Genomic DNA, 15,083 nt, shown 5'->3' with positions numbered 1-15,083 from the left:
CGGCTCGGTTCCTACGGGTCGGACGCCGAGTCGTTCGCGACCGTCGCGCCGGCCAACTCGAGCCACGGGTCGGCGTTCGACTCGGTGACGACGACCTCGGCCAGCGGCCGATCACACGCCTCGCAGACGGATCGGATCCCGACGCGAGGCTTCCGGCAGCAGTGCTCGAGGCGCTCGGCCGTCGTCGTCACCCCGCCGTCGCAGGCGGGACAGCGGTCTCGAAGCAGTCGCAGTCCCGTCAGGAGGTCGCGACGCTCGTCGACCTCGAGCGTCTCCCATCCGTCGAGTCGCGTTCGGAGTTCGGCCGCCGCGGCGGCGTCCGCCGCGAGCGCCGCGGTCGACTCCCAGCGGACCCGCTTTCGCCCGTCGAGAACGTACGACGCGTCGTCGAGTCGCCCGATTTCGTCCGCACCGAGCGTCGATCGCACGTCGTCCGAAGATGGTTCGGGAGCGCCGCCGCGCGGCAGTCGGTCGTTCCATCGCTCCCGAAAGGACGGCGTCAGTCGGATCCCGGTGCCGTCGTCGGTCGCAACGGTAGCGGCGGTCAGAACGTCCTCGAGGGCTTGGGGCGAGACGGCCTCGACCGTCGGGGCGTCCGACGGAGATTTTCCGAACGCGGCGAGAAGGGGCTCCGGGAGATACCGCCGAGTGATCGTCGGGGTCCCCGGAACGAGGTAGCCGCGGAGACCGATGACTCCCAGAAAGGCTGCGAGTGCGAGTGCACCGACGGCTGCAGTGGTCGCCACAGCGATGCTGACCGCGAGCGCGAGTGCGATCGCGACGTTGCCCACCGTACACGGGAGACACCGATTTTCACCGGTGTAGGCGGGCTGCTCGAGCCGCGCGAGGACGTCGGGACGATCGATCACCGGCTCTCACTGTCGATCAGTACGGTCCGAACGGTGAAAAACCGCTGCCGTACTCGCGTCAAAGGGAAGCGCGTGCAGCGACGATACCGAGTTGCCGTACCGATCGTTTGCGACGGACGGCGGTCGTCACGTTCGGGAAGGCGACCGCTACAGACTGTAATCGAGATCGTACCGAACTCCGTCCGCTCTGCGGGCTAGTCGCCGCGGTGCGACGAGGGTCGAACGAACCGAAACCGGGACTGTCCGCAACTTTATCTATTGTAAACACACATTCATTTAGCCAGTCCGTAGCGATCCGGAATCCATTGGTAAGCATTATCAAAACACGTAATGGAGTTCTTTGTGGCGTGGTATCATGACACAAATATCCACTGCGTCAGATATGACGGTCGCGGAACAACGCGATCTGGCGACGACCCTCGACGTCGACACCCCGGGGGACGGGGCGGTGACGTGGGAGCTACTCGCAGGACGGATCGAACCGCAGTCCGACTCGGCGTTCGCCTCTCGCGGCGAGGCGATCCGGGCCGATCTCGCCGGACGACTCGATCAGGAGTTGCTCGAGCGAGAACGCGAGAACATCGCGGACGAAATCCGCCGTTTACCGGACGTCCGCGATGTCGGCGTCCCGGACGAACCGAGCGGACCGTATACGGACGTCGCAGCACCCGGCTGGCGACTGTACGACCATCTCCTCGAGGTGGACTTCTTCGAGAGCCTCGACGAGAACCTGCCGCGGTTTACGGCGGATCACATCGAGACCACGGCGCGCGAACTCCTCCTCGCGGATCCCCTGTCGTCGTCGCTCGACGACGTCGGGTTCGACGAGTCGGAGAAGACGGCACTGTTGCTCGACGTGGCGAACAACGACGAGCGCCTCGCCCGCTGGGTCCCGTCGAACCAGATTCCGGACGGCGTCGAGTTCGAGACGGAGACCGTCCCGCCGCTCCACCAGCGCGCGATGGGCGGGGCGCTGCTGTGGATCCGCGGACTCGACAGACACCTCTGGCAGAACGAGGTGCTGATCACCGACGAGATCCTCGACGACGCGGTCAGGTACGTCAAAGCGATGCTGGGCGGGCTGTTCGTGACGGCGACCGCGGCGTGGGACCTCGCCGGGGACGGGCGGTTCACGGACGAACAGTTGACCGCCGCGCTCACCGCGGGTTCGGCCGTCCAGATCGTCAGCCAAGAGGAGTTGCTGCACAGCGTCTTCTACATCAGGGACGGGATGCGCGCTCCGAGCGAACTGAGGTGATTCCGTATGGCACTACGCAACGACAGGGCCGTACAGGCCGCACGCGACATCGAACTGAAAGAGATAGAGGACGGCTATACCCTGGTCGGTGGCCCTGAAGAGGCGGTCACCGAACAGCACGACACCGACCGCATTCCCGAGGGCGACGTCGACCAGGAGATGCTGAGCAACACCGGGGACGATCCCGAGTCGTGGCTCATGTACGGCGGGAACTACGAACAGCACCGAGCCACACCCGCCGACGTCATCACCCCCGAGAACGTCGGCGACCTCGAGCTCGAGTACGAACTGTCGGTCGGGACGGGCTCGAGCATGGAGGGGACGCCCATCGTCGTCCCGGGCGACCCGCCGGTCATGTACCAGACGAACGGACCGAACCACATGAAGGCGATCGACCCCCGCGAGGGGGAGGTCCTCTGGAGTTACACCTACGCGCCGCCGATCGGGGTCGAGCTCTGTTGTGACGACAACAATCGCGGGGCGGCCGTCTACGGCGACAACGTGTACATGACGACGCTCGACTCGGGCGTCGTCGCGCTGGATCGCTACACCGGCGAGGAGGTCTGGTACACGAGCACGGCGGACCACGAGGAGGGGTACTCCGCGACGTGGGCACCGGTGATCCGCGACGGAACGATTTACACTGGCAGCGCCGGCGGCGAGTACGGCGTGCTCGGGTTCGTCGCCGCCCTCGACGCCGAGAGCGGCGAAATGCAGTGGCAGACCGAGACGCTTCCGGAGGACGAGTGGGTCGGCGCGAGTCGAGAGCACGGCTGCGGGACGACCTGGATGACGCCGACGATCGACGAGGACCGCGAGGTCCTCTACACGGCGGTCGCGAACCCCGGACCGGACTTCGACGGCACGGTGCGGCCGGGACCGAACTTCCCCACCTGCGGAACCATCTCGCTGGACCTCGAGAGCGGCGAGTGGGAGTGGGGGTTCCAGAGCAGTCCGCACGACGTCTGGGACTACGACGCGGTCGCGCCGCGAGTGTTGGTACGCGACGTGGACGTCCAAGGCGAGTCGATGGACATCGTCGCCGGCTCGGACAAGACCGGCTGGGTCTACATGCTGGACGCCGAGTCCGGCCGACTCCACGAGCGCAGCGAGGAGATTTGCCAGCACATCAATATGTGGGAGATGATCCCCCACATCAGCGAGGACGAGCGGATCCCGTTCGTCCCCGGCGCGCCGGGGGGCAACGATTGGCAGCCGCCGTCGTACAACCCCGAAACGGGGCTGGTGTACGTCATCCACCAGAACTACCCGCAGGACCTCTACTGGCGCTACGAGGAGTTCAGCGAGGGCAACCCCTACTGGGGCGGCAACCTCGACGATCCGGCCAGCGAGTTCCCCGACGAGTGGAACGGGTCGATCACCGCTTTCGCGGCGGTCGATCCGGCGACGGGCGAGCGCGTCTGGCGCGAGTGGATCGAGAGCGAGGAAGAACGCTACATGTGGGGCGGCTCGCTGTCGACCGCGACCGGACTCGTCTTCAACGGGACCCAAAACGGCACCTTCGTCGCTTACGACGGCGAGAACGGCGACCGCCTCTGGGAGCACGAGTTCGACGTGCCGATCAGCGCGTCGCCGATGAGCTGGTACGACCCGGGCGAAGAGAAACAGTACGTCGCCGTGCAGGTCGGCGGCAGCGGCTGGCTCCGGCAGGGACCGCGCGGCGACACGCTCGCCGTGTTCTCGATGGACGCCTGAGCAGACAGACAACGAAACCGACTGAGACACGACACACCCATGACGAACGAACAACGCTCACGCGAGGACGTTTCCCGCCGCGGCGTGCTGATGGGAACGGCGACGCTCGCCGGGGCGGCGGCGACCGCGGGTCGCGCAGGTGCGTATCGCGAGCTCGACGTCACGCTCCCCACCGCTCAGAACGACGGCGAGGGCCGAACCGTTCAGTTACTCGGGATCGTCGGCGGCTGGATGGGGGTTTCCCCCCACGACGTCGACGCCGTCTCGAACCCGACGCTGCGGCTGATCGAAGGCGAACAGCACGAAATCATCTGGACGAACGGCGACGGCGCGACGCACAACTTCAACATCACCACCGGCAGCGCCGTCGGCGGCGACGGCGAGATACTCGAGTCGACGGAGACGGTCTCCGAACAGGGAGCGACCACCTCCCTCGAGTTCACCCCGCAGGAGGGAATGGAGGAGTACTTCTGCGCGCCGCATCCGGCCCAGATGCGCGGTCCGGTCGAGCTGATCAGCCCGGACGAGGCCCACGAACTGGTCGTCCGCGTCGAGGACGAGAACGGCGAGCCGCTGGGCGCGGAGGTGCTCGTCGGCGACCGTCACTCGTTTTCGAACATCGCCGCTCGGCCGAGCCCACCCGAGGAGCGGTCGGACGAGCGGGCGGTCGCCCGGTTCGATCTCCTCGAGGACGGCGAGTACGACGTCGAAATATGGACCTACGGCCACGAACGGATCACGGATACGGTGACGATCGACGGTAGCGACAGGGAGTTCGTCGCGACGCTATCGGCTATCGAACCCGGCGAGCCGACCGAGACCTACTCGATGCGACTCGAGGAGGGCCAGTGGGTCGGCCGATCGCCCGACTCGATCGCCGACGAGACGAACCCGACGCTCGAACTCGAGGCGGGTGAAACCTACGCGGTCGAGTGGGAGAACGCGATCGGTCGCCACCAGCCGGAGGGAGAGAACAGACACTACGAACCCCTCCCCGGTCACAACTTCGCGATCGCAAGCGGCGGCGACACGAACCAGTGGAACACGTACGTCCGGTCGGACTTCACCGCCGACGAAGGCGCGACGCAGACCGTCGAGTTCGTCGCCAACGAAGAGATGGCCGTCTATCTCGACCAGTCGCAACTCGATGCGCTCGGTGAGATTACCGTCAGCGGAGGGGACGGCTAAACGACCGGCGACTGAAACCGCTCCGCCGTGGGCGATCCTCGTTTTTCTTCGGTGCGGTCGACGGACGTCGAACACGTGACGGCCGTTACGTGGAGAGCTCGTCGAATCTGTCGACGCCGGATTCCGCGACGTCCATGTCCTGTTCGACCGCGCCCCCGCTGACGCCGATCGACCCGACGACGTCACCGTCTCGCATCAGCGGGTAGCCGCCGCCGAAGATGACCATCCGTCCCTGGTTGGTATTCTGCAGGCCGTACAGCGATTCTCCCGGCCGGGTCGGATCGGCCAGTTCGTCCGTCGGCATATCCAGGGCGGCCGCCGTGTAGGCTTTGTTCCGCGAAATGTCGACCGACGCGAGCCACGCGCCGTCCATCCGGTGTTGAGCGACGAGATTACCCTCGGAGTTCGCGACCGTGATCACCATGGGATTGTCGATCTCGTCGGCTCGCCGTTCGGCCGCGTCGATGACCTCCTTCGCTGTCTCGAGGCGCACTGTCTCTACCATGCGGACTTCCCACACACTCTAGAGAGGAATAAATACCCTCTATGAAAAATCCCATATGTCCAGTACACTCACCTGTAATCTCTATATATAGGCTCTATCGACACTCAAACAATATTGATTCTTGATTATCGTCGGAATCTACACGAACATTTACAACGGCGCTTGTGGTCCGTTCATCGAGGTTTGATACCAAATGTCAATGGACGCCGTCGTCTATCAGGGACCGCACGACGTGGCCGTCGAGGAGGTAGACGAACCCGAGATCGAACACGAAAACGATATTCTCGTCGACATCACGACGACCTGCATCTGTGGCTCGGACCTCCACATGTACGAGGGACGAACCGCGGCCGACCCGGGGATCGTCTTCGGTCACGAGAACATGGGGAACGTGATCGAGACCGGCGACGCCGTCACGTCCCTCGAGGAGGGCGACCGGGTCGTGATGCCGTTCAACGTCGCCTGTGGCTTCTGTCGGAACTGTGAGAACGGTTACACCGGGTTCTGTACCAACGTCAACCCCGGCTTCGCCGGCGGTGCGTACGGGTACGTCGCGATGGGACCGTACAAGGGCGGCCAGGCCGAGACACTCCGTGTCCCGTACGCCGACTTCAACGCGCTGAAACTACCGGCGGGTGACGAGCACGAGGACTCCTTCGCACTCCTCGCGGACATCTTCCCGACGGGATGGCACGGCACCCGACTCGCGAACCTGCAACCCGGCGAGTCGATCGCGATCTTCGGGGCCGGCCCCGTCGGCCTGATGGCCGCCTACAGCGCGAAGATTCAGGGTGCCTCCGAGATTTACGTCGTCGACCGCGTGGAGAGCCGCCTCGAGCTGGCCGAAGATCACTGCGACGCGCGCCCGATCAACTTCGAGGAGAGCGATCCGGTCGAACAGATCACGGATTTGCACGGCGGGGGCGTCGATAACGGCGTCGACGCGGTGGGCTATCAGGCGATCGACCCCGAGACGGATCCGTCCGACGACGCGTACGATCCGGCCCGCGAAAACCCCGCGATCGTGCTCAACCAGCTCATCCAGACCGTGCGACCGACCGGCGAACTCGGTATCCCGGGCCTGTACGTCCCGTCGGACCCCGGCGCGCCCGACGAGATGGCGGCGCAGGGCCGTCTCGGCATCGACTTCGGCAAACTCTTCGAGAAGGGACTGAAGCTGGGCACCGGCCAGTGTAACGTCAAGGAGTACAATCGGGAGCTTCGAGACATGATCATCGAGGGGCGCGCCGACCCCAGCTGGGTCGTCTCCCACCGCGTCGACCTCGAGCGCGCGCCCGAGATGTACGAGAAGTTCGACGACCGCGAGGAAGGCGTCATCAAAGTCTTGCTCGAGCCGTAACCGTTCCGTCGGGATCGGACCGGACGGGATTCCGGCCCGTCGGAGAGCCCGACGTTAGCTTCGCAGCCACGCCGTCGGGTGTTCGTCACGGAGGTGATCCTGATACCGTTTGATCAGTTCCGGATAGGATCCCGCAGCCCCGTGCCACTCGCAGCGGTCGCACTCCCGTTCGACCGTGTCGTTCGCGTTACTAACGTATCCGCCCCGTCGACTCATGCTCATCGTCGCGTTCTCACGTCAGTATAGTTCTTCTGGTCCGACCGACGATCACTCGCGTCCGCTACCGCCGGGACGTCGCCCCGCGCTCACGACCGACTCGAGTGAGAGCGGCCGCTCGACTGGAGAAACTGGTATGGCGACGAACGACGTAGCCGATAGTATGTGCCAGTACTGCAGCTACTCCCTGCACGACGGCTGGACGCGGCTGCTCGAGTACGACGATGTCTATCAGGACGCCCGTCCCGAACGAACGACGGATCAGTCGACGCACGGCTTTCACGAGTCCTGGGCGGAACTCAGTGACCAACTGGAATCGTAGAGACGGGGCAACGGCTACAGCGGGAACGGGTCGGCCATCGCCTCCGTTCCCTCCGTCTCGTCGGCCTCGAGTACGCACACTTCGAGTTCCTCGCGAATTCGTTCCTCGTTCATGTCTCGGCCGATGAACACCAGTTGCGTCCGACGGTCGTCGTCCGGCCGCCACTCGCCGATCGGACCGGCCCTGACGGACGTCCCGGCCTGACTGACGCCGATCACCTCCTCGCGGTTCGCGACGTGACAGACGCCCTTTGCTCGGATAATCGCTCCGTCCCAGTCCTCGAGCCAGGCCGCGAGTCGCTCCGGGTGGAACGGTCGATCGGACCGGAAGACGAACGAGGAGACGCCGTGTCGTTCAGCGGCGCTTCGCTCCTCGTCGTGATCGTGCGCCTCGTGGTCGTGGCCCTCCCCGCGCAGGTGGCGTTTCCACCCCTGAGAGCGCTTCGCCGTCTCGAAGTCGAACCGACCGGTGTCGAGAACGACGTCCGGATCCACCTCGCAGTAGGTCGTTCGAAGCCGTTTCGCCCGCGGCTGGAGGGTCTCGACGACCGATTCGATCTCCTCGAGGACGTCGTCGGGAACCATGTCGGCCTTGTTGAGCAGCAGGACGTCGCAGAACTCGACTCCCTCGACGAGGACCTCGCTCAACGGTCGGTCCTCGTCGGGTTGGGCACCCTCCGGGAGCTGCGCCCCGGCGTCGAACTCCTTCCAGAACCCGTACGTATCGAGAACGGTTACCATCGTGTCCAGCCGAAAGCGGGTCGTCGGATCCACATCGCTTTCGTCCGTCCCTTCGGTGAACACCTGCGCGACGGGAACCGGTTCGCTGATCCCCGACGACTCGACCAGCAGGTAGTCGAACGCTCGGCTTTCCGCAAGCTGTGTCGCTTCCTCGAGCAGGTCGCCCTGTAACCGACAACAGATACAGCCGTTCGAGAGGTCCACGATTCCCTCGTCGTCGTTCTCTCGCGCGATCAGCTCCGCGTCGACGTTCACCTCGCCCATGTCGTTGACGATCACCGCCACCCGCCGCCCGCCCGGATTCGACAGGACGCGATTGAGCAGCGTCGTCTTTCCCGCGCCGAGATAACCGCTGACGACGGTGACGGGAATCGTGCCATTTGATGACATGATATATGTGGCATCACGAGCGGAGCGCTACTAAGTAACCGGACGGATCGCGCCGACAATCTCGAGCAGGCGACTGTTTCGCACCGATCGGTGTCGGGAGCGACGCGTTACTCGTCGGGTAGCCGGTTCCCGCGGTAGATCGCCGCGGTTTCCATGTCGACGTCCTCGAGCCCGACGATGATATCCTCCTCGGGCGTCAGATCCTCCGCCTCCCACTCCTCGAGGAAGGCGACGGCGTCCTCGCGGTCGGCGTAGGGACGCGGATCGATCCCCATCGGGTCGTCGGCCGCCTCTTCGTCCGTGATCAGGACGAAATGTGCCGCGGTCGCGTCGACGAGGTCTCCGGTTTCGTAATCGGTCGTCCAGACGGCCGCGACCGGCGAGTCGGGGGTCGACGATACCGTGTAGGCGAACAGACAGCCCGGCGAGTCGAAGACGGCCGCCAGCCCGTTTTCGTGGACGAGTTGTCCCGTTCCGAAGTATTTCTTCGCCGGCATGCCACAGACCGCACAGCGCTCCTCGTCGTCGAAGGCGAACGGGCCGTCGCCGTCGAACTCGATCTCCATCGACGGCTCGTATACCTGCGCGTCGGCGTCTCCGTCATCGTCGTCTCCGGCTCCGTCGCCGCCGAGACAACCCCCGACGCACGCGGTCGCGCCCATCCCGAGCGCGCCCAGCAGCCGCCGTCGCTCGAGGCCGGCGCGTTCTGTCATACGCCGCTCTACGGGGCCATCGGTCAAAACCGACGTGGTTCGGGCGTCGAATCCGGGCGCGCTCCCGCTCGGGGCCACCGGGAGCGCCGCTCACTCGAATTGCGCTTTCGCCAGCCGGTGGCGCGCTCGGAACATGGCCTCGAACCCGACCGTCGAGACCGGTTCGACGAGGTCGCCGAGTCCGCCGAACGGAAGCTCGTATTCGACTCGGTCCCGGACGACGGTCCGATCCCCGTCGGCGAAGAAGCCGTGCGTGTGCTCCCATCGGTCGAACGGGCCGTGAACCATCTCGTCGCGGAAGTACGCCGATCCCTCGTCGCGCTCGCGGTCCGTGATCACCGAGGTCCAGTGCTGGCGCGGTCCCACCCCGAACGGGCGCATCGAGAGCGCGACTTCCGAGCCGGGCTCGAGCACGTTCGGATTCGGTTCGCCGTCGGGACCGATCACGCGCTCGACGCGCAGGCCCAGCCAGTCCGGCGTCACCGCCTCGAGGCCGGAGACTCGGGAGTGAAACGCCCAGACGTCATCAAATGGCGAGTCGACGGTCGTTTCGCGTTCGTACGTCGGCATCGCTCGTGCACCCTACGACGGCCAGCGGGAAAACGTCCACCCACGAACGGCGACGACGGAGCGGAGAACCGAGCGGTTTATTTCAACCGTTCCTGCAGGAACGATGGATGCGCCGCGGTGACGCCGTCGATCTCGAGCAGTTCCTCCGAGATAATCTCTCCCAGCGAGTCGCCGTCCTCGGCGCGCACTTCGGCCATCAGCATGTGATCTCCGCTGGAGCTGTATAACGCCTCGACTTCCTCGAGGTCCTTGATCGCCTGCGTCGCCTCGACGTAGCGTTCGCTCGCGACGTCGAGCCCAACCAGCGCGATCGTCTGACTCGAGAGTTTCTTCGGGTCGATATCGGCCGAGTAGCCGATGATGACGCCGTCCTCCTCGAGCTGGTTGATATATTTCCGCACCGTCGGTTTCGAGACGTTCGCCCGGTCGGCGATCTCGGCGTAGGACGCCTGGGCGTCCTCCTCGAGGACCTCGAGGATACGATCTTCCGTCGCCTGAGTACTCATGACCGTATGTTTTGCTCCGGCGGAAAAATATCTTTTGTATACGAAAACGACGGATATCCGAACGGAAGACGATGCGACGGCGGTTCCGACGGTCGTCCGCCGCGGGCACGTAACCGCCGGACTTATTCGCCCGCTGGCCGCAAGTTCGCTATCGATATGGTCGAACCGAATCTCGTCAGCGGTGCCGTCTGGGTCGTCTGCGGGCTCGCGATTCTCGGTCTCGGTTCGCTCATCGCGTTTCGCGGACGAGTGGACCTGCACGCGAACTACGACGAGTCGGTCGACCCCGCACACGTCTCCCGGTGGGCCGGCGGGTCGGCGCTGCTGATGGGAGCGCTCGTCGTCGCCTACGGCGTTCGCGAGATGCGGTACGGATTCCAGCCCAGCCTGCTCGCCGGTCTGGTCGTCGCGCTGCTCGTTCTGAGCTACCTCTCGAAGCTCTTCGCCCGCGGCTTCGGTGCCGGCGAGTAGTCGACCGCCGGTCCCTCGCTCCCGCCGTTGACCGGACCGATGCGTTAATGAGACGCGACAGGTGACGTAGTAAACATGTTCGTCGGCGATAGCGACGTCCGGTCCGTACTCACCGTGTTGGCGCTGCTGGTGGTTCTCCTGACGGCTGGCTGTGCCGCCCTTCCGAGTTCCGGTCCGACACCGGCGGATCTCGAGCGAGAGATCGCCGCGGCCGACCCGCCCGACGAGGTCTCCGCAACGGTCGACGTCAGCCGGACGATCGACGGCGAAACGACCCGGTACACCGAGGAGGTCTGGCTCCGCGCCGACGGTCGGAGCCGCGTCGAAACGAGCGCCGACGGTACCGAGACCGTCGTCGTCGACGACGGCGACGATCGCTGGCACTACGACGCCGCCGCCGACTGGGCGACTCGCCTCGAGACCGACCCGAACGCGACGTCGTACCTCGAGGGGATATACGCCCAGCAAGAGCGCTACCTCGAGGCCTACGAAATCACGGGAGTCGAAGAGGCGACGGTCGACGGTCGGGACACTTATCGCGTCACGTTCGACCCGCCGACTAACGAGACGATCGAGCGATCGATCAGCGTCCTGATCGAGGACACCGAGTACGTCCTGCCGCTGGCGACCAGCGAGGGAGAGCCCGCACAGCGCGGCGCTGATCGCGTCGAGATCTGGTACGGTCAGGAGACGCTGTTCCCGGTCAAACACGCGATCGAGGGCGACGGCGTAACGCTGGAGCGGACCTACCGGAACCTCGAGATCGACGGCGGGATCGACGACGACCGCTTCGCGTTCGATCCGCAGTCGTCGCCGGGGAACGAAACGGGCGTCGGGACGATCACGTTCCCATCGATCGATTCCTACGAGACCGTCGACGCGGCCGAGGACGCCGTCCCGTTCGAGGTCGCCGAGCCGGCTGCGAGCGCGCTGCCCGACGGGGTCGAACTCGAGTCGGTCACGGGCTACGAGTTCCCGGACGAAAACCGGACGCAGGTGACGCTGCAGTACCGGACCGCGGCCGACGAGACGGTGTCGGTCGTCACGAGCGACGGGCCGCGGCGGTTCGCGAACGGCGGCGACGCGGTCCCGGTCGGCGCTGCTAGGGGGACGATCGCGGAAACCGACGAGGGGACGGAACTACAGTGGCCGTGTGGTGGTCGCTACTACTCGGTGTTCGTCGAGAGCGGGTTCGACGACGGAACGGCGCTTGCGGTCGGCGAGTCGCTCGAAACGGGCTGTTAACCGACGAAACGTCCTGAAAAACGGAGAGACGACCGACGGTCGGGGGCCGTCCCGGTACCGACTGTCGGGCTATGGGAACGGACCGCAATTCGGCGTGCGCTCAGGTGTGGCGCTCGAGCAGGTCGTAGCTGCGCTCCCACTCGGCGTCCTCGTCGAAGTACCGCTCGGCGAGGGGCTGGTCGGGGAGTTCGCCGACGGCCGACTTCTCCTGCTGGTAGGACGGCCGGTCTTCGTCGACGTAGTAGCGACCGGTCAGGACGGTGCCCTCGTTGAGGACGTCCTCGGTCTCGTGCATCATCTCGGCGGCCTCGCGCCGGTCGGTAATGTCGTGATCGTAGTCCTCGGATTCCTGGATGTCGATGTAGGGGACGTACTGGCGGGCGTCCTTGTTCCAGGTCGGACACTGGGTCAGGAAGTCGACGTGGGCGAAGCCGTCGTGTTCGATGGCCTCCGCGATGATCTCCTTGGCCTGATTCGGATTGACGGCGGCGGTTCGAGCGACGTAGCTCGCACCGGCGGTCAGCGACAGCGATAGCGGCCGCAGCGGCGTCTTCGCGCTGCCCGATGGCTGGGTCTTGGACTTGTGACCCTTCGGGCTCGTGGGCGAGGTCTGGCCCTTCGTCAGGCCGAAGATCTCGTTGTTGAACACGATGTAGGTCATGTCGTGGTTCTCCCGGGCCGTGTGGATGAAGTGGTTGCCGCCGATCCCGTAGCCGTCGCCGTCACCGCCCGCCGCGATGACCTCGAGATCGGTGTTCGCCAGCTTCGCGGCGCGGGCCACGGGCAGCGAGCGGCCGTGGATCGTGTGGAAGCCGTAGGTATCCAGGTAGCTGTTCAGCTTGCCCGAACAGCCGATCCCGGTGACCGTCAGCACCTCTTCGGGCGTCTTGCCGACTTCCGGCAGCGCCTGTTTCAGCGACTTCAGGACGCCGAAGTCGCCACAGCCCGGACACCAGGTCGGCTGCGGTTCGACGCCCGGGGTGAACTCGTCCCGGTCGATCTCTCGTTCCTCTCCGATTGCGTTGAATGCACTCATGGTTAGTCACCTGCCGCCGGTTCGATTCGTACCTGTGCGGTTGGTTCGCGGTCCTCGTCGGCGAGGTTGACTTCGTAGCCCTCGACGACTTCGGCGGGCTCGAAGGGGTTGCCGTTGTACTTCAGCAGACTGGTCATCTTCTCGCCGAAGCGGCCCAGTTCCTTCTGGATCAGCCCGCGGAACTGCGCGGTGGCGTTCATCTCGACGACCATCGCCTCGTCGACGCTCTCGAGGAACTCCGTGACCTCGGCCTTGGGGAACGGCATCATATCGGAGACGCTGATCCCCTTGACGGCGTGGCCGTCGTCGTTGAGCCGTTCGACGGCCTCGTGGACGGCACCGTGGGAGGAACCCCAGGTGATGATGCCGTACTCGGCCGTCTCGTCGCCGTAGTAGGTCTGGTTCGACTCGTGTTCCTCGTCGAGTTCCTCGCGGATGGTCTCGAGTTTCTCGATGCGCCGCGTCATCTGCGCGACGCGGTTGTCGGGATCCTCGCTGATGTGGCCCACCGGCGAGTGTTCGTTGCCGGTCGCAAGGTAGCGACCGCCCTTCTGGCCGGGCAGCGACCGCGGGGCGACGTTGTTCTCGGCGTCCTCGTAGTTGAACCGCTTGAACTTGCCGCTCGCGTCGTGGGCGGCTTCGGCGAGTTCGTCTTCGGTCAGCGTCGATCCCAGATCCGGCTGGGGCTCTCGATCGAAGAACTCGACGTCGACGTTCTTGTTCTCGCCGGAGAGCTTCTGATCGTAGATGACGATCGCCGGGAGCTGGTAGTCCCACGCGATCTCGAAGGCGAGCCTGGTCTGCTCGTAGGCCTCTTCGATGTTGCTCGGCGCGAAGACGACCCGCGAGGAGTCGCCCTGGCTCGTGTAGAGGACGAACTCGAGGTCGCCCTGCTCGGGTTTCGTCGGCATCCCGGTCGAGGGGCCGGCCCGCATCGACTCGACGAGGACGAGCGGCGTCTCGGTCATCTCCGCCAGGCCGAGCGGTTCGCTCATGAGCGCGAAGCCGCCGCCGGACGAACCGGACATGGCCTTCGCGCCCGCGTGGCTCGCGCCGAGTGCGAGCGCCGCGGCGGCGATCTCGTCCTCGACCTGCTCGGAGACGCCGCCCATGTCGGGGAAGTTCTGGGCAAGGATGGTGAACACGTCCGTCCACGGCGTCATCGGGTAGCCGGCGATGAACCGACAGCCGGCGTCGATCGCGCCGTAGGCGATCGCGTTCGAACCCGACAGCAGCGCCTGCTCGGTCTCGTGAGAGCCCTCGGGGGCGCGCAGGTCGTGCTCGAACTCGTACTCCTCGTTGATCGTGTCGTAGGCCTCGTGGAGGATCTCGAGATTCGCCTCGAGAACGTCCCCACCCATGGCGTCCGACATCAGGTCCTCGATGTGCTCGAGGTCCATGTCGAGCAGCGCGGCCGTGACGCCGACGCCGGCGGTGTTGCGCATGACCTCGCGGCCGTGTTCGCGTGCGAGCGACCGGAGGTCCATCGGGAAGACGTGCCAGTCGTTCTCTTCGGCGCGGGCCTCGAGATCGATCGCCTCGACGTCCTCCTCGCTGATGAGGCCCTCGTCGTAGACGATGATCCCGCCCTCGCGGAGGTCGTCCAAGTTCTCCGAGAGGGGTTTGATCTCCTCGTTTCCGTAGTAGGCCTCCTCCTGCGGGTTGCGGGCGAACGAGTCGCCCAGCGAGAGCAGGAAGTTGTAGCCGTCGCCGCGTGACTGTACCTCGCGGTCTGCGGCCCGAATTTCGACGTACGTGTGGCCGCCGCGGATCCGCGACGGATAGTGGCGGTGTGTGAATACGTCGAGCCCCGAGCGCATCAGCGCCTTGGCAAAGTTCTGGCTCGTCGAGTCGATTCCGTCGCCGGAACCGCCTGCGATTCGCCAGATGAGTTCGTCGCTGCTCATATGTGGATCAGTGGCCTGTGGGCCAACCGTACTCGGAATTCGCACTACCGAACCTAAAGACTTTGCTATAG

16 protein-coding genes are annotated in these 15,083 nt (G+C 65.3%); 7 read left to right on the top strand and 9 right to left on the bottom strand.

Annotated elements, in window-relative coordinates:
* Positions 1 to 11: 11 nt before the first annotated feature.
* Positions 12 to 869, bottom strand: a complete 858-nt coding sequence (locus tag AC0QDI_RS06975) for a DUF8054 domain-containing protein (protein ID WP_474666579.1) — start codon at positions 867 to 869, stop codon at positions 12 to 14.
* A 382-nt stretch (positions 870 to 1,251) separates the two neighbouring features.
* Here AC0QDI_RS06975 and AC0QDI_RS06970 point away from each other — a divergent pair, with 382 nt between their 5' ends.
* Genes AC0QDI_RS06970 through AC0QDI_RS06960 form a run of 3 tightly spaced genes read left to right on the top strand, consistent with a single transcriptional unit; the run spans position 1,252 to position 5,031 of the window.
* Positions 1,252 to 2,127, top strand: coding sequence for a hypothetical protein (locus tag AC0QDI_RS06970; RefSeq protein WP_474666577.1), 876 nt, complete (start codon positions 1,252 to 1,254; stop codon positions 2,125 to 2,127).
* 6 nt (positions 2,128 to 2,133) lie between these two features.
* On the top strand, positions 2,134 to 3,843 hold the full coding sequence (locus AC0QDI_RS06965; RefSeq protein WP_474666575.1) for an outer membrane protein assembly factor BamB family protein: 1,710 nt from the start codon (positions 2,134 to 2,136) through the stop codon (positions 3,841 to 3,843).
* A gap of 39 nt (positions 3,844 to 3,882) precedes the next feature.
* A complete protein-coding gene (locus AC0QDI_RS06960) occupies positions 3,883 to 5,031 on the top strand; it encodes a plastocyanin/azurin family copper-binding protein (protein ID WP_474666573.1) in 1,149 nt (382 codons plus the stop codon).
* Between the two features lie 85 nt (positions 5,032 to 5,116).
* Here AC0QDI_RS06960 and AC0QDI_RS06955 read toward each other — a convergent pair whose 3' ends face one another.
* Positions 5,117 to 5,536, bottom strand: coding sequence for a GlcG/HbpS family heme-binding protein (locus tag AC0QDI_RS06955; RefSeq protein WP_474666571.1), 420 nt, complete (start codon positions 5,534 to 5,536; stop codon positions 5,117 to 5,119).
* A gap of 199 nt (positions 5,537 to 5,735) precedes the next feature.
* Between AC0QDI_RS06955 and AC0QDI_RS06950 the strand changes: the two genes are divergently transcribed.
* A complete protein-coding gene (locus AC0QDI_RS06950) occupies positions 5,736 to 6,896 on the top strand; it encodes a glutathione-independent formaldehyde dehydrogenase (protein WP_474667312.1) in 1,161 nt (386 codons plus the stop codon).
* A 54-nt stretch (positions 6,897 to 6,950) separates the two neighbouring features.
* Here AC0QDI_RS06950 and AC0QDI_RS06945 read toward each other — a convergent pair whose 3' ends face one another.
* Positions 6,951 to 7,112, bottom strand: coding sequence for a hypothetical protein (locus tag AC0QDI_RS06945; RefSeq protein WP_474666569.1), 162 nt, complete (start codon positions 7,110 to 7,112; stop codon positions 6,951 to 6,953).
* A gap of 136 nt (positions 7,113 to 7,248) precedes the next feature.
* Here AC0QDI_RS06945 and AC0QDI_RS06940 point away from each other — a divergent pair, with 136 nt between their 5' ends.
* Positions 7,249 to 7,434 (top strand): hypothetical protein, encoded by a 186-nt coding sequence (locus AC0QDI_RS06940; protein ID WP_474667328.1) that lies wholly within the window; start codon positions 7,249 to 7,251, stop codon positions 7,432 to 7,434.
* Positions 7,435 to 7,448: 14 nt separating this feature from the next.
* On the opposite strand, the gene AC0QDI_RS06935 is transcribed toward AC0QDI_RS06940, so the two are convergent.
* The 4 genes from AC0QDI_RS06935 to lrpA1 all read right to left on the bottom strand — a co-directional run bounded on the left by AC0QDI_RS06935 (position 7,449) and on the right by lrpA1 (position 10,353).
* Positions 7,449 to 8,564, bottom strand: a complete 1,116-nt coding sequence (locus tag AC0QDI_RS06935) for a CobW family GTP-binding protein (RefSeq protein ID WP_474666567.1) — start codon at positions 8,562 to 8,564, stop codon at positions 7,449 to 7,451.
* Between the two features lie 107 nt (positions 8,565 to 8,671).
* On the bottom strand, positions 8,672 to 9,277 hold the full coding sequence (locus AC0QDI_RS06930) for a nitrous oxide reductase accessory protein NosL (protein WP_474666565.1): 606 nt from the start codon (positions 9,275 to 9,277) through the stop codon (positions 8,672 to 8,674).
* 90 nt (positions 9,278 to 9,367) lie between these two features.
* Entirely contained in the window at positions 9,368 to 9,847 is a 480-nt protein-coding gene (locus AC0QDI_RS06925; RefSeq protein WP_474666563.1) for an SRPBCC family protein, read from the bottom strand.
* A gap of 77 nt (positions 9,848 to 9,924) precedes the next feature.
* Positions 9,925 to 10,353 carry an HTH-type transcriptional regulator LrpA1 gene (gene lrpA1 / locus AC0QDI_RS06920; RefSeq protein ID WP_226041049.1) on the bottom strand — a complete coding sequence of 143 codons (429 nt, stop codon included), beginning with the start codon at positions 10,351 to 10,353 and terminating at the stop codon, positions 9,925 to 9,927.
* Between the two features lie 156 nt (positions 10,354 to 10,509).
* Here lrpA1 and AC0QDI_RS06915 point away from each other — a divergent pair, with 156 nt between their 5' ends.
* A complete protein-coding gene (locus AC0QDI_RS06915) occupies positions 10,510 to 10,824 on the top strand; it encodes a hypothetical protein (RefSeq protein WP_474666561.1) in 315 nt (104 codons plus the stop codon).
* A gap of 75 nt (positions 10,825 to 10,899) precedes the next feature.
* Positions 10,900 to 12,069 carry a LolA family protein gene (locus tag AC0QDI_RS06910; RefSeq protein WP_474666559.1) on the top strand — a complete coding sequence of 390 codons (1,170 nt, stop codon included), beginning with the start codon at positions 10,900 to 10,902 and terminating at the stop codon, positions 12,067 to 12,069.
* 100 nt (positions 12,070 to 12,169) lie between these two features.
* Here AC0QDI_RS06910 and AC0QDI_RS06905 read toward each other — a convergent pair whose 3' ends face one another.
* Both AC0QDI_RS06905 and AC0QDI_RS06900 read right to left on the bottom strand, forming a co-directional pair.
* The gene (locus AC0QDI_RS06905) at positions 12,170 to 13,105 is read right to left on the bottom strand and encodes a thiamine pyrophosphate-dependent enzyme (RefSeq protein ID WP_474666557.1); all 936 of its coding nucleotides are present in this window, start codon (positions 13,103 to 13,105) and stop codon (positions 12,170 to 12,172) included.
* Positions 13,106 to 13,107: 2 nt separating this feature from the next.
* Positions 13,108 to 15,012: a 2-oxoacid:acceptor oxidoreductase subunit alpha gene (locus AC0QDI_RS06900; protein ID WP_474666555.1), complete on the bottom strand. Its 1,905-nt coding sequence runs from the start codon at positions 15,010 to 15,012 to the stop codon at positions 13,108 to 13,110.
* Between the last annotated feature and the right edge of the window lie 71 nt (positions 15,013 to 15,083).

This window comes from Natrinema sp. LJW11 (genome assembly GCF_056135975.1).
The sequence above is the reverse complement of the archived record's forward strand: the minus strand, read 5'-3'. Positions and strand labels throughout refer to the sequence as shown.